Source organism: Pseudomonas sp. HD57-3, assembly GCF_056113135.1.
The window spans coordinates 2,067,270-2,080,923 of record NZ_CM148568.1 but is presented as its reverse complement, the minus strand read 5'-3'; the positions used below and the strand labels follow the sequence as shown (position 1 = coordinate 2,080,923).

The window sequence follows — 13,654 nt, the reverse complement described above, 5'->3', positions numbered from 1 at the left end:
GCGACAGACCCCAAGCAAAATCAAAGGTTTGCGTTAACGTGCTGGTTTTATGACAGTTTCTTTGGCGCCATGGCCTGCATGAGACGGGCCAACCCGGCAATCCACCGGGCGGCCCGCGCGTCACGATTACAACTCCGGCTCATCCACCCCGCTATAGATGTCGGAATCCTTGTACAGATCGTGGACATGTCGCACCAACACCATGATCACCGCCGCCACCGGCAACGCCAGCAGCACACCGGTGAAGCCGAACAACTCGCCACCGGCCAGAATCGCGAAGATCACCGCCACCGGGTGCAGACCGATCCGGTCCCCCACCAGCAAAGGCGTCAGCACCATGCCTTCCAGGGCCTGACCGACCATGAACACCGCGACGATCCCGATCATCGGATACAGATCGCCACCGAACTGGAACAACCCGGCAATCAGCGCCGCGCCAATACCGATCACGAACCCCATGTACGGCACAATCGCCGCCAGCCCTGCGATCAGACCGATCAACAGACCCAGTTCCAGACCGACAATCATCAAGCCGGCCGCATAGATCACACCCAGCGCCAGCATCACCAGCAACTGCCCGCGCACGAACGCGCCCAGCACTTCATGGCACTCACCCGCCAGCGCCACCACGCGCTCCTCGCGATCACGCGGCAACAGGCCACGGATCTTGGCCATCATCACGTCCCAGTCGCGCAGCAGGTAAAAGCTCACCACCGGGATCAGCACCAGATTCGCCAGCCAGCCGATCAGCGCCAGGCTCGAGGCCGTCGCCTGACTCAGCACCACACCGACGATGTCGGTGGTCTGGCCCATATGCTCGCTGATCGCGGCCTTGACCTTGTCGAACTTCCAGAAGCCGTCCGACAGCCCCAGCTTCGATTGTGCCCATGGCACGGCGGTATGTTGCAACCAGTCGAGCATTTGCGGCGCCAGTTCATACAGCCGCAGCAATTGCTTGGCGAGCATCGGCACCAGCACCAGCAACAGCGCGGTGACGATCAGGGTGAACAAGGCGAACACCGTGATCACACCCCAGGTGCGGGACAGCCCCAGACGCTCCAGTCGATCAACAAGCGGATCGAACAGATACGCGAGCAGCAGCGCCACCAGAAACGGCGTGAGGATCGGATGCAGCAACCAGACAAACGCGCAAAGCAGGAGCACCCCACCGAGCCAGAACCAACGCCGCGTATCGGCCATGTAACACTCCATTGCTTATATATAAGAAAGAAAACCTACCAGCGGAACCGCAAGGACGGCGCCACCGGTGTCGGCGTCGGCGCAGCAACTGGCGGCGCCCCGGCGACCGCAGGCTGAGGCGCAGCGACCGGCGCCGGCGCCTCGGCAGGCAGTTCCTGCAGCTTCGCCAGCGACAATTGCGCCCGCAACTGATCGGCACTGCCGTTGACCCGATACAGGATGCGATCAGCATCGACACTCTGCAGACGCACGCCGAACGGTTCGAGTAACCGCAGCAGCGCCGCGTAGTGCTCCAGATTCATGCCCTGCACTTCCAGGGTCTGCTGGCCGGACGCGCCCGGTTTGGCCACAAAGCGTGGCGCCAGACGTTCAGTCACCGCCAGCATCACCGCATCGGCCACGGCGGCCTGATCCGCGCCCTGCACGTTGCCCGCCTCTTTTTTATCGCCCAGCCACAATTGCCATTTGGCCTGCCATTGCCCGCCATCTTCGCGGGCATGCACGGCGAGCAAGGCGTCAGCGTTGTAGCGCTCGGAAGCGTTGCGCAGCGGCGCCGGGTCGGCTCCCTCAAGCGCTGGCGCCGTAGCGACCAATTGCTCGCTCAAATCAGCCAACGGCAGGCGCAACGGCAATCCACGGTGCTGGGCCGCACGGCGCAACGGTGCAGCACTGGCCTGACCGTCACCCACCAGACTTGAGCCCTCGGTCGAATCGTTCAGCCACCAACTGAGGATCGAGGGCCGATTGGCGCCCCACAGCGCCAGCCCGGCGCGGCGCAACGCCTGCTCGGTGGTTCCCGGATCGAAATCGACTTTCAGCACCTCCGGCGGCCCCGCATCGAAACCGAACTGACTGATGATCTGCTGCGGATCCTTGCGAACCGGCGCCAGCCCCGGATTCTGCGGGGCCTTCGGGTCGCCGGTCAGGCGCAGCACCAGCGTATCCAGCGCAGCCTGGGTCGCGCGATCGCGCTCCTCTGGCGACTGGCCAGTGACCGGTTCACGCACCTGATAAAGACCTTTGAGATTTTCGGCCTGGCTCGCCAGGCTAATCAGAGACAAGCCACCCACTAACAGCCATTTACAAAAACGCATGGAGAATTCCCGTCGACAAGAGCGGCTGGAACAGGCCGCGTGTACCGTTGTGGCAAGCCTGTGACCACAGGCCGTCGCAAAACATTCACACGCGGTCGGTAAGTTTTTGCACAGTCCTAACGATAGACGGTTCCTTATACAGGCACCCGTGATGTCATCCACAGCGTCAATTGCAAAATTTTTCCATCGATATGCCCCTGCCCGTCGGCGTGAGGATGGCCGCTGCCCCTCAAGCCTGATAAAATCGCGCGCCTTCGCAGACCGGCAACAGCCGGGCACCCCGAACTTCGCGTGAGGCAATCGCCCCTGTCGGATTCGGCGTACCCGCTGAACTCGGTCGTTACCCCTGAATCCCCTCCCCTAAAGGCCTGGATCATGAGCAAGCAACCCTCCCTGAGCTACAAGGACGCCGGTGTAGACATCGACGCCGGTGAAGCATTGGTCGAACGCATCAAGAGCGTCGCCAAGCGCACTGCGCGCCCGGAAGTCATGGGCGGCCTGGGCGGTTTCGGCGCCCTCTGCGAAATCCCGGCCGGCTACAAGCAGCCAGTACTGGTTTCCGGTACTGACGGCGTCGGCACCAAGCTGCGCCTGGCGCTGAACCTGAACAAGCACGACAGCATCGGCCAGGATCTGGTCGCCATGTGCGTCAACGATCTGGTGGTGTGCGGCGCAGAGCCGCTGTTCTTCCTCGACTACTACGCCACCGGCAAACTGAACGTCGACGTGGCTGCAACCGTGGTTACCGGTATCGGTGCAGGCTGCGAACTGGCTGGCTGCTCGCTGGTCGGCGGCGAAACCGCTGAAATGCCTGGCATGTACGAAGGCGAAGACTACGACCTGGCCGGTTTCTGTGTCGGCGTCGTGGAGAAAGCCGAAATCATCGACGGCTCGAAAGTCGCCACCGGTGATGCCCTGATCGCCCTGCCATCGTCCGGCCCGCACTCCAACGGCTACTCGCTGATCCGCAAGATCATCGAAGTGTCCGGCGCCGACATCGAAACCGTTCAGCTCGACGGCAAGCCGCTGACCGAACTGCTGATGGCCCCGACCCGCATCTACGTGAAGCCGCTGCTCAAGCTGATCAAGGACACCGGCGCTGTCAAAGCCATGGCCCACATCACCGGTGGCGGCCTGCTCGACAACATCCCGCGCGTTCTGCCAAAAGGCGCTCAAGCCGTGGTTGACGTGGCCAGCTGGAACCGCCCGGCCGTCTTCGACTGGCTGCAAGAGAAAGGCAACGTCGACGAAACCGAAATGCACCGAGTACTGAACTGCGGCGTGGGCATGGTGATCTGCGTGGCTCAGGAGCACGTTGAAGTGGCCCTGAACACCCTGCGTGACGCCGGCGAGCAGCCTTGGGTCATCGGTCAGATCGCTGTCGCTGCCGAAGGCGCGGCTCAGGTCGAACTGAAGAACCTCAAGGCTCACTGATGCCAAACACCTGTGATGTCGTGGTGCTGTTGTCCGGCACCGGCAGTAACTTGCAGGCCCTGATCGACAGCACGCGGACCGGCGACAGCCCGGTCCGCATCGCTGCGGTGATTTCCAACCGCGCCGACGCCTACGGCCTGCAACGCGCCAGTGACGCGGGTATCGCCACCCGCTCGCTGGATCACAAGGGATTCGAGGGCCGCGAGGCCTTCGATACCGCTCTGATCGAACTGATCGACGAATTCAACCCCAAACTCGTGGTACTGGCCGGCTTCATGCGCATTCTCAGCGCTGACTTCGTCCGCCACTACCAGGGTCGCCTGCTCAACATCCACCCGTCGCTGCTACCCAAATACAAAGGGTTACACACTCATCAGCGCGCGCTGGAAGCCGGCGACGCCGAACACGGTTGCTCCGTGCACTTCGTCACCGAGGAACTCGATGGCGGACCACTGGTCGTACAGGCAGTAATACCGGTAGAGTTGCACGATTCGCCGCAAAGTCTGGCGCAACGGGTTCACGTTCAGGAACACCTGATCTACCCGATGGCGGTACGCTGGTTCGCCGAAGGACGGCTGAGCCTCGGCGAGCAAGGTGCTTTACTGGATGGCCAGCTACTCGGGGCCAGCGGTCACTTGATTCGAAACTAGGAGATTTTATGCGTCGCGCCCTGCTCTTCGCTTGCGCTCTGCTCGCCCTGCCTTTTGCCCAGGCGGCAGACCTTCAACCGTTCTCCGCCAGCTACACCGCCGACTGGAAGCAGCTGCCCATGAGCGGCACTGCCGAACGCAGCCTGACCAAACAGGCCAACGGCGTCTGGAAGCTCAGCTTCAAGGCCTCGATGATGATTGCCAGCCTGTCCGAGGAAAGCACCCTGACCCTGGACAAGGACACCCTGCTGCCGCAGTCCTACCACTTCGAACGCGGTGGTCTGGGCAAGGCGAAAAAGGCTGACCTGGACTTCGACTGGGCCAACAAGCTGGTGACCGGCACCGACCGCGGCGACGCGGTGAAAATCCCGCTCAACCGCGGCATGGTCGACAAATCCACCTATCAACTGGCGCTGCAGCATGACGTGGCCGCCGGCAAGAAAAGCATGAGCTATCAGGTGGTCGATGATGGCGAAGTCGATACCTACGACTTCCGCGTGCTGGGTTCGGAAAAAGTCGAAACCAAGGCCGGCCAGATCGATGCGATCAAGGTCGAGCGCGTTCGCGATCCGACACAAAGCAAGCGCATCACCGTCCTGTGGTTCGCCAAGGACTGGGATTACCTGCTGGTTCGCCTGCAACAGGTCGAAACCGACGGCAAGGAGTACAACATCATGCTCCTCGACGGCACGGTCAACGGCAAGACGGTCAAAGGCAGCTGATCCGACGCAAAATCAAAAAGCCCCGCAAACGCGGGGCTTTTTTTCGCCTGTCGAAAGGTGATCAAACCGAGAATTTGGCCACCATGCTGTTCAGGTCCACCGCCAGCCTCGACAGCTCCTGGCTCGCGGCGCTGGTCTGATTGGCCCCGGCAGACGTCTGCATCGCCAGGTCACGGATGTTCATCAGGTTGCGATCCACTTCCCGCGCCACAGCCGCCTGCTCTTCCGACGCACTGGCGATCACCAGGTTGCGCTCGTTGATCAGGGTAAACGCCGAAGCAATTTCTTCCAGCGCCACGCCAGCCGCCTTCGCCAACTCCAGGGTCGAGCGCGCCCGGACGTTGCTCTGCTGCATCGAGCTGACCGCCGAATCGGTGCCCTGCTGGATGCCGCCGATCATCTGCTCGATCTCCTGCGTCGACTGCTGAGTGCGATGGGCCAGCGCCCGCACTTCGTCCGCCACCACCGCAAAACCCCGCCCGGCATCACCCGCCCGCGCGGCCTCGATTGCCGCGTTCAATGCCAGCAGATTGGTCTGCTCGGCAATCGAGCGGATCACATCCAGCACTTTGCTGATGCTGTAGACCTTCTGCGCCAGATCTTCCACCTGCGTGGCATTCGCCGTGACATCGTCCGCCAGCAACTCGATGGACGATACCGTCTGCTGGACCTGCTCCCGGCCATGCTGGGCAATGCGATCAGACTCACGGGATGCCTCGGAAGTCGCGACGGCATTGCTCGCCACTTCTTCCACGGCGGCGGTCATCTGATTGACCGCCGTGGCGGCCTGTTCAATCTCCAGACTCTGCTGATGCAGCCCCCGCGTCGCGTCTTCGGTGACGCAGCTCAACTCTTCCGAGGCCGAAGCCAGCTGACTGGAGGACTCCGAGATTCGGCGGATGGTGTCGCGCAGGTTGTGCTGCATGCTCTTGAGCGCGTGCAGCAGCCGCGCCGGTTCGTCCTTGCCGGAAATGCTGATATCGCCGGTCAGATCACCACCGGCCACCACTTCCGCGACATTGAGCGATTGCGACAGCGGCAGCACGATGCTGCGGGTCAGCAACAACGCCAAGGCGATGGTAATCAGTGCGGTGATGCCGATCATCACCCCGACCCAGACCCGGGAATTAGTGAACACCAGCCGTGCGGCCTCAGTGGCGAGGTTGGCGTTGTGCTTGTTCAGCTCGACCAGCTCACGCAGGCTCACCGCAATTTCGTCCGCCAGCGGGCTCATCTGCCCGTTGAGAATGGCGGCCGCCTCTTCCACTCGTCCCTGAGCAGATAACGTCATCACCTGCGCCTGAAGCTCCAGGTACTTGTGTTCAGCGACCTTGAAGCGATCGAACAGCGCGCGCTCTTCGGGCAATACGATCAGGATGTCGTAACGCTGCTGGGCTTCACTCAGCACACCGCGCAAATCATTGAGCTTGGCCACATTCTGATCCAGCGCCTGCGGATCGCGATTGAGCAACAGGCGCATGGTCAGCGCGCGCAGGCGCAACATGTCCTGGCTCATCTCGCCCACCGCCATCACGCTGGGTAGCCAGTTGTTGTCGACCTCGTCGGACTGCGCGCGCATGTTCGACATCTGCAGCAGTGCAAACGCCCCAAGGGCAAACACCATCAGCGCCAGCACGCCAAAACCCAGCCCGGCCCGGGGCGCAATATTGAGACTACGGATACTCATTGCTCTGGTTCCTTCCAAAAGCGCTGCATCAACCCTGCAGCTGGTTGCTCTAGAAGGTATCGGCCCTTTGGAAAATTGCGTAAGACCAAAACGTGATATCAAAAGGCCTCGATACTTCGAACCTGGCGCATTAACGATTCAGCGCGGGTTTGCCGGACTTGAGCGCTGTTCGCGGCAAGATCACCAGGAAGTTGTCCCGCGCGACTTTTTTCGCGACCGCCTCGGGCAACGCGTCGAGAAACGGCTTGAAGCCATGGATTTCCTTGCCGAGTTTGTTGAATCGCCCGACTACATCGGAACCGATCATGAAGCGATCCGGATAGCGCTCCACCAGTTGCACCCATTCCGCTCGCGGCTGGCCCTTTTCGTCCAGCAGATAAGGCGTCAGCAGGCTCCACGACAGATCAATGAACAGGTTCGGGTACGCCTCCAGCATTCGCGTCAGGGTCGGCAGCAGAAAATCCAGCTGCGTCTGATGACGATGGATTTCGGCGCTGGTGCCGGCATGCGCCCAGATAAACCGGGTGTGCGGATGATTACGCAGCGGCTCTTCGATTTCCTTCAGATACAGCGGATTCTTCTCACGCTTGGAGGTGATGTTGGAATGCAGCATCACCGGCAGATCGTGTTCGGCGGCCAGGTGATAGATGCGGGTCATCGCTTCGTTATTGGCACGCGGCGTGTCACCCGAGGTGAGCGCCGTGAGGTCGTCGTGACGGGTAAAGACCTCGCCGATGCCCTGCCACAAGCCGGGATACAGATCGAGCATGCGCTGGATGTGCGCGGCGGAGTTCTTGTCGTTGGGGTTGAAGCCTGAAAGAAACGGGTGAAAGTACTGGCGTTGCTCAGGTGTCAGTTTCTGCACCGCGTCGGCGACGATCACGTCAGTCGCGCTGTACCAATAGGCATCGGCATCATCGCCAGCGTAATAGCGCGGGCGCTTCGGCTCGTCTTCATGCCATTTCTTCGCCACGGGTATGCCGGAAATCATCACGTGCTCGATGGAATTTTCCTTCATGGCCGTCAGCAATTTCGGCATGCCGGCGGTTTCCTGGAAAAAATCCACGTAATGCAGGTGCGCGTCACTGTAGGTGTAATCCCGGGCACTGGCGGCGCCGGTGAAAACCATCAGACAGACAAGACTCAAACGAAACACGGACACAAGCATTCTCCGGCAGACAGGCATAGCCTAGACCCTCGCCGGGCGACGAGGGTTCACCCGGCAAGAAAGTGGAACGCGCCTGTGTGGGAATGCTCTATACCTGCAAGGTCTTTTTTGATCGAATCCCTTTTCCTACAGCTTGCGAGGTTCACATGACCGTTACCGTCAATACCGTGTCCGCCGAAGGTTTTCGCCACACCGTACAGATCGATGAGCATGAGCTGTTTGCCGATGTCCCGACCACTGCCGGCGGCGAAGGCTCGGCTCCGGAGCCGCACGATTACTTCGACGCCGCCCTCGGCGCCTGCAAGGCCCTGACCCTGAAGCTGTACGCAAAGAGAAAGGACATCCCGCTGACCGGCGTCGGCGTTGAGGTCAAACGCGACAACAGCCAGGAACAGAAAGGCAAATACGCCCTGCACGTGACCCTCACCCTCAAGGGCGTGCTCACCGATGCCCAGCGCGAAGAGCTGCTGCGTGTTGCCGATCGCTGCCCGATCCACAAGCTGATGACCACCAGCGAAGTCATCATCGAAACCCACGCGCCAGTCGGCTTCGACAGCCAGTAATCACCCCGACGACACCGGCGGGTTATGCTCCTCGCATCACCCGCCAAGCCTGGAATGGAACATGGACACCCAACCCCTGATCATCCGCCCGCGCGCCGAAGACGTCGAAGGCCAGCCGATTCTGCGCCCGCTGCCGTCAGCCAAATGCCGCAGCGTCGGGCCTTTCGTGTTTTTCGACCACATGCTCGAAACGGTTTATCCGGCGGGCAAAGGCATGAACATCCGACAGCACCCGCACATCGGTCTGTCGACCCTCACGTATTTGTTCGACGGGCAAATCCAGCACAAGGACAGCCTGGGTTCGGATCAGGTGGTCAGCGCCGGCGATGTCAGCTGGATGACAGCCGGCACAGCGATCGCTCACGTCGAGCGCACACCTGAACCGCTGTGGGAACAAAGCTTCAAGATGCACGGGCTGCAAATCTGGCTCGCCTCGCCCAAGGAACACGAACAAGGCCCGGGGCATTACAGCCATCACCCGGCCTCGACCTTGCCGGTCAGCGATAACCTCGGCGTGCAAATCCGCATGATCGCCGGGTCAGGCTTTTGCCTGGAATCGCCGGTGCCGGTGCTTTCTCCTACGCTGTACGCCGAATTGAAGATGCAAACCGCGACCACACTACTGATCCCGACCGAGCATGAAGAGCGGGCGCTGTACGTGTTGAGCGGTGATGTGCAATTGAATGGCGAAGCGGTCGAACCCCATGCACTGGTGGTGTTGCCAACCGGGGAAGAGATGAGCCTGTTTGCCGAGAGCGATAGCCACGCGGTGCTGTTTGGTGGCGCGCCACTGGATGGGCCACGGCGGATCAACTGGAACTTTGTTGCAAGCGATCCGGCGGCGATCGATGAGGCGCGGCGCAAGTGGGCGGCCGGGGATTGGCCGACGGTGCCGGGGGAAGTCGAGCGGATCGAGCTGCCTAAATCGCGCAGCGAACCGACACCGCTGTAAAGCAACACTCCCACGCCAGGCGTGGGAGTGCGTTCAGCCGATTCAGCCCTTGAACACTTCTTCCAACAAGTCATGCATCGACTTGAACGCCCGCGCTGCGGTCTTCGCGTCGTACATCATCTTGCCCGGAACATTGGCATGCGGATCGGTGAACGAGTGCACCGCGCCGCCGTAGCTCAGCAACTGCCAGTCCACGCCAGCCGCGTTCATCTCGTCCTCGAATGCCGGCAACTGTTCTTTCGGCACCAGCGGATCGGAAGCACCGTGCAGCACCAGCACCGAGCCCTTGATGTTTTTCGCGTCCGCCGGGTTCGGCGAGTCCAGCGTACCGTGGAACGACACCGCCGCTTTCACCGCAGCGCCGGTGCGCGCCAGATCCAGCGCACAGCAACCGCCGAAGCAGAAACCGAACACCGCCAGTTTCGAGGTATCAACCACCGCCTCGCCCTGCTTCTGCAATTGTTCGAACGCGGCCTGCATACGCTTGCGCAGCAGCGCGCGGTCGTCCTTCAGCGGCATCATCGCCGCACCGGCCTGATCGGCATTCTGCGGACGCACCGCCTGGCCGTACACGTCAGCGATCAGCACCACATAACCCTTGGCCGCCACCGATTTGGCGATCTCTTCAGCGCCAGCGCTGACACCCATCCAGTTCGGCGCCATCAACAGACCCGGACGCGCGCCTTTATGCTCGGCGTCGAACGCCAGGCGACCTTCATAAGGCTGGCCGTCAATCTGATAGACCACGGAACGTACAGTGACTTGGCTCATTTCTGACTCCTGATTGGTTGAACACCAGAATGAAAAAACCCGCCGAAGCGGGTTTTTCTACAGTTTGATCAAGCGGACAGCTCGACCAGCAGCTTGTTCAGGCGGCTCACGTAAGCGGCCGGGTCTTTCAAGCTGTCGCCAGCCGCCAGCGCAGCCTGGTCGAAGAGGATGTGCGACAGGTCGCTGAAGCGATCTTCGCTGGCCTCGTTGTCGAGCTTCTCGATCAGCGGGTGGCTCGGGTTGAATTCGAAGATCGGCTTCGAATCCGGCACCTTCTGCCCGCTGGCTTCAAGGATCTGACGCATTTGCAGACCCAGATCCTGCTCGCCAATCGCCAGGATGGCCGGCGAATCGGTCAGGCGATGGGAAACCCGGACTTCGGCAACGGAATCGCCCAGTGCGGTTTTCAGACGCTCGACCAGACCTTCTTTCGACTTGGCGACTTCTTCTGCGGCCTTCTTGTCCTCTTCCGAGTCCAGGTTGCCCAGGTCCAGGTCACCGCGCGCGACGTCGACAAACGTCTTGCCGTCGAATTCGCTGAGGTAGCTCATCAGCCACTCGTCGATACGGTCGGTCAGCAGCAGCACTTCGATGCCTTTCTTGCGGAAGACTTCCAGGTGCGGGCTGTTCTTGACCTGCGCGTAGGTTTCGCCGGTGAGGTAGTAGATCTTGTCCTGACCTTCCTTGGCGCGCGCCAGGTACTCGGCCAGACCGACGATCTGCTCGCCATCGGTGCCGTTGGTCGATGCGAAACGCAGCAGACCGGCAATTTTTTCCTTGTTGGAGAAATCTTCAGCCGGGCCTTCTTTCATGACCTGACCGAAGTTTTTCCAGAAGCCCTTGTATTGCTCAGGCTCGTTCTTCGCCAGTTTTTCCAGCATGTCCAGCACGCGCTTGGTCAGCGCCGACTTCATCGAGTCGATGATCGGGTCTTTCTGCAGGATTTCCCGCGACACGTTCAGCGACAGGTCGTTGGAGTCGACCACGCCTTTGATGAAGCGCAGGTACAGCGGCAGGAACGACTCGGCCTGATCCATCACGAACACGCGCTGCACGTACAGCTTCAGGCCTTTTGGCGCTTCACGCTGGTACAGATCGAACGGTGCGCGGGCCGGCACGTACAGCAGCGAGCTGTACTCGAGCTTGCCTTCGACCTTGTTGTGGCTCCACGACAGCGGGTTTTCGAAGTCGTGGGCGATGTGTTTGTAGAACTCCTGGTATTCCTCGTCCTTCACTTCAGTGCGAGGACGGGTCCACAGGGCGCTGGCGCGGTTGACGGTTTCCCATTCAACTTCAGGCTTTTCTTCGCCCTCGGCAGCGGCCACTTCTTTCGGCAGCTCGATCGGCAGTGCGATGTGGTCGGAGTACTTCTTGATGATGTTGCGCAGACGCCAGCCATCGGCGAACTCGTCTTCACCGGATTTCAGGTGCAGAACGATGCGGGTGCCGCGCTCCGGCTTGTCGATGGTGGCGACTTCGAATTCGCCCTCGCCTTTCGACGACCAGTGCACGCCTTCGCTGGCGGCGGTGCCGGCGCGACGGCTGTACACGTCAACTTTGTCAGCGACGATGAAGGCCGAATAGAAGCCCACACCGAACTGGCCGATCAGGTGCGAATCCTTCTTCTGATCGCCGGACAGGTTTTTCATGAAATCGGCAGTGCCGGATTTGGCGATGGTCCCCAGGTGGGTGATCACATCGTCGCGGTTCATGCCGATGCCGTTGTCTTCGAGGGTGACGGTCTTGGCGTCCTTGTCGAAGCTCACACGGATTTTCAGTTCAGCGCCACCTTCGAGCAACTCAGGCTTGGCCAGGGCTTCGAAGCGCAATTTGTCGACGGCGTCAGAGGCGTTCGAGATCAATTCGCGAAGGAAGATTTCCTTGTTGGAATACAGCGAATGGATCATGAGGTGCAGCAGTTGCTTCACCTCGGTCTGGAAGCCCAGGGTTTCCTTTTGAGTTTCCACACTCATGGTCATCAAACTCCAATCAGATGGCATTGGCCGCGACCTTGCTGGTCGGCGGCGGGTTGTTCTGTGAGTTGGGGGCGTGGTTCAGGATTTCAAGGGCTCATCGATTTTGAAGTGAGCACGGGCGGTGGCAATCGGTTGGCTTTCGGTGCTTTGCCAGGCCGTGACCGCGACGTTTGCCACCCGCCGGCCCTGACGGCAGACCTGACACCGGGCCCACGTATCGCGAAACTGCCCGGCCCGCAGGTAATCGAGGGAGAAATCGATAATCTTCGGCACACCCGGCGCGCCGGTGAAAATCAGCAGGTGCAGGGCCGCAGACAACTCCATGAACCCGGCAATCACCCCGCCGTGGATCGCCGGCAATAAGGGGTTACCAATGTTGTCCTTGTTGGCTGGCAGCTTGAACAGCAAGTCGTCACCGACTCGCGAACACTCGACGCCGATGAGTCCGGCATAGGGGATCAGCTTCAGCAGCGGCGCGTAGTCACCCTTCTCGTGCGCCTCTTGCAGTTGCTGCTTGAAATCATCGCTCATGGGTTTTCTCCCTTGATCGCGCCACCAAAACCTTTGGTGCCTTTTAGGCCCTTGCCCATGCGCATGAAGGTGCCGACGACGTGGGCAATCGGTTGCTCGGGATCTTCCTGATAGGCAAAGCCGCGAGCGAAGATCACATCGGTGGTGACCCGATAACATTGGGCGAAGCCATAGACGTCTTTATGCGGCTCGGCGGCGTGCATGTAGTCGATGCGCAGATCGAGGGTCGGGCAGACTTCGAATTCCGGCAGAACGCACAGGGTCGACATGCCGCACGCGGTATCCATCAATGACGTGATTGCCCCACCGTGGATGACGCCGGTCAGCGGGTTGCCAACGATTTGCGCACTGTACGGCAGCACCACCGTCAGGCCTTCGCTACTTGCGCTGTGCACCTTCAATCCCAGCACCTGACAGTGGCGCAAGGCCGAGAGAAACCGTGTCGCACGCTCAAAAACGGGGTTTTCGGCCATTTGATAATTACTCTTGTTAGTCGCTATTCCCAGTAGTGGAAAGAACAGCAAAAGTTCCATTGCAAAACAAACTTATATATCTGAAAGAAATGAGGAACTTAAGCCTCGGGCCTGAGCTCTTAAGGCCAGTAGTTATTTTCCATAAGGAGAAACACCCCATGCGTAAGACTTTAGCTATTGCCTTGATGTTGACCGCTTCCCTCGGTCTCGCTGCCTGCGATAAAAAATCCGAGGACAAAGCTCAAGATGCCAACCAACATGCTGAACAAGCTCAGCAAGACATGAACAAAGCTCAGGATAAAGTGAACGACGCAGCGAAAGAAAACGCCGAAGCTGCCAAAGCTCAGGCCGAATCGAACGCTGCAGCGCAAGAAGAAGCTGCCAAGAAGCAGTAAGCCGCTTCTAGCTGGCAAAAAAGAAAACCCGCCAAGTG

14 protein-coding genes and 1 pseudogene are annotated in these 13,654 nt (G+C 60.3%); 6 read left to right on the top strand and 9 right to left on the bottom strand.

Annotated elements, in window-relative coordinates; translation table 11 throughout:
* Positions 1–126 precede the first annotated feature (126 nt).
* Positions 127–1,200 (bottom strand): AI-2E family transporter, encoded by a 1,074-nt coding sequence (locus AC0R79_RS09420; protein ID WP_007950395.1) that lies wholly within the window; start codon positions 1,198–1,200, stop codon positions 127–129.
* A gap of 35 nt (positions 1,201–1,235) precedes the next feature.
* Positions 1,236–2,294 (bottom strand): DUF2066 domain-containing protein, encoded by a 1,059-nt coding sequence (locus AC0R79_RS09415; protein ID WP_262158111.1) that lies wholly within the window; start codon positions 2,292–2,294, stop codon positions 1,236–1,238.
* 375 nt (positions 2,295–2,669) lie between these two features.
* On the opposite strand from AC0R79_RS09415, the gene purM reads away from it, so the two are divergent.
* Genes purM through AC0R79_RS09400 form a run of 3 tightly spaced genes read left to right on the top strand, consistent with a single transcriptional unit; the run spans position 2,670 to position 5,100 of the window.
* Positions 2,670–3,728, top strand: a complete 1,059-nt coding sequence (gene purM, locus AC0R79_RS09410) for a phosphoribosylformylglycinamidine cyclo-ligase (RefSeq protein WP_007950393.1) — start codon at positions 2,670–2,672, stop codon at positions 3,726–3,728.
* Positions 3,728–4,378 (top strand): phosphoribosylglycinamide formyltransferase, encoded by a 651-nt coding sequence (purN, locus tag AC0R79_RS09405; protein WP_007950392.1) that lies wholly within the window; start codon positions 3,728–3,730, stop codon positions 4,376–4,378. The genes purM and purN overlap by 1 nt, the downstream gene beginning before the upstream one ends.
* An 8-nt stretch (positions 4,379–4,386) precedes the next feature.
* Positions 4,387–5,100, top strand: coding sequence for a DUF3108 domain-containing protein (locus AC0R79_RS09400; protein ID WP_007950391.1), 714 nt, complete (start codon positions 4,387–4,389; stop codon positions 5,098–5,100).
* 61 nt (positions 5,101–5,161) lie between these two features.
* Here the strand turns inward: AC0R79_RS09400 and AC0R79_RS09395 are convergent, their stop codons facing one another.
* From AC0R79_RS09395 to AC0R79_RS09385, 3 genes and pseudogenes are all read right to left on the bottom strand, one after another.
* The gene (locus tag AC0R79_RS09395; protein ID WP_431768342.1) at positions 5,162–6,205 is read right to left on the bottom strand and encodes a methyl-accepting chemotaxis protein; all 1,044 of its coding nucleotides are present in this window, start codon (positions 6,203–6,205) and stop codon (positions 5,162–5,164) included.
* Between the two features lie 102 nt (positions 6,206–6,307).
* Positions 6,308–6,724 (bottom strand): annotated as a pseudogene (locus AC0R79_RS09390) (MCP four helix bundle domain-containing protein); the annotation flags it as partial.
* A gap of 193 nt (positions 6,725–6,917) precedes the next feature.
* Entirely contained in the window at positions 6,918–7,955 is a 1,038-nt protein-coding gene (locus tag AC0R79_RS09385) for an amidohydrolase family protein (RefSeq protein WP_474734195.1), read from the bottom strand.
* A gap of 146 nt (positions 7,956–8,101) precedes the next feature.
* Between AC0R79_RS09385 and AC0R79_RS09380 the strand changes: the two genes are divergently transcribed.
* Both AC0R79_RS09380 and AC0R79_RS09375 read left to right on the top strand, forming a co-directional pair.
* Positions 8,102–8,518, top strand: coding sequence for an OsmC family protein (locus AC0R79_RS09380; RefSeq protein ID WP_474734194.1), 417 nt, complete (start codon positions 8,102–8,104; stop codon positions 8,516–8,518).
* Between the two features lie 61 nt (positions 8,519–8,579).
* Positions 8,580–9,470 carry a pirin family protein gene (locus AC0R79_RS09375; protein WP_127797332.1) on the top strand — a complete coding sequence of 297 codons (891 nt, stop codon included), beginning with the start codon at positions 8,580–8,582 and terminating at the stop codon, positions 9,468–9,470.
* Positions 9,471–9,512: 42 nt separating this feature from the next.
* Here the strand turns inward: AC0R79_RS09375 and AC0R79_RS09370 are convergent, their stop codons facing one another.
* From AC0R79_RS09370 to AC0R79_RS09355, 4 genes are all read right to left on the bottom strand, one after another.
* Positions 9,513–10,241 carry a dienelactone hydrolase family protein gene (locus tag AC0R79_RS09370; RefSeq protein WP_127797331.1) on the bottom strand — a complete coding sequence of 243 codons (729 nt, stop codon included), beginning with the start codon at positions 10,239–10,241 and terminating at the stop codon, positions 9,513–9,515.
* 68 nt (positions 10,242–10,309) lie between these two features.
* Positions 10,310–12,214, bottom strand: coding sequence for a molecular chaperone HtpG (gene htpG, locus AC0R79_RS09365; protein WP_474734192.1), 1,905 nt, complete (start codon positions 12,212–12,214; stop codon positions 10,310–10,312).
* Positions 12,215–12,295: 81 nt separating this feature from the next.
* The gene (locus AC0R79_RS09360; protein WP_210709423.1) at positions 12,296–12,748 is read right to left on the bottom strand and encodes a PaaI family thioesterase; all 453 of its coding nucleotides are present in this window, start codon (positions 12,746–12,748) and stop codon (positions 12,296–12,298) included.
* Positions 12,745–13,221 (bottom strand): PaaI family thioesterase, encoded by a 477-nt coding sequence (locus tag AC0R79_RS09355; protein WP_127797329.1) that lies wholly within the window; start codon positions 13,219–13,221, stop codon positions 12,745–12,747. Before AC0R79_RS09355 ends, AC0R79_RS09360 begins: the two co-directional genes overlap by 4 nt.
* A gap of 158 nt (positions 13,222–13,379) precedes the next feature.
* On the opposite strand from AC0R79_RS09355, the gene AC0R79_RS09350 reads away from it, so the two are divergent.
* Positions 13,380–13,616 carry a hypothetical protein gene (locus AC0R79_RS09350; RefSeq protein WP_007959016.1) on the top strand — a complete coding sequence of 79 codons (237 nt, stop codon included), beginning with the start codon at positions 13,380–13,382 and terminating at the stop codon, positions 13,614–13,616.
* Positions 13,617–13,654: the final 38 nt, after the last annotated feature.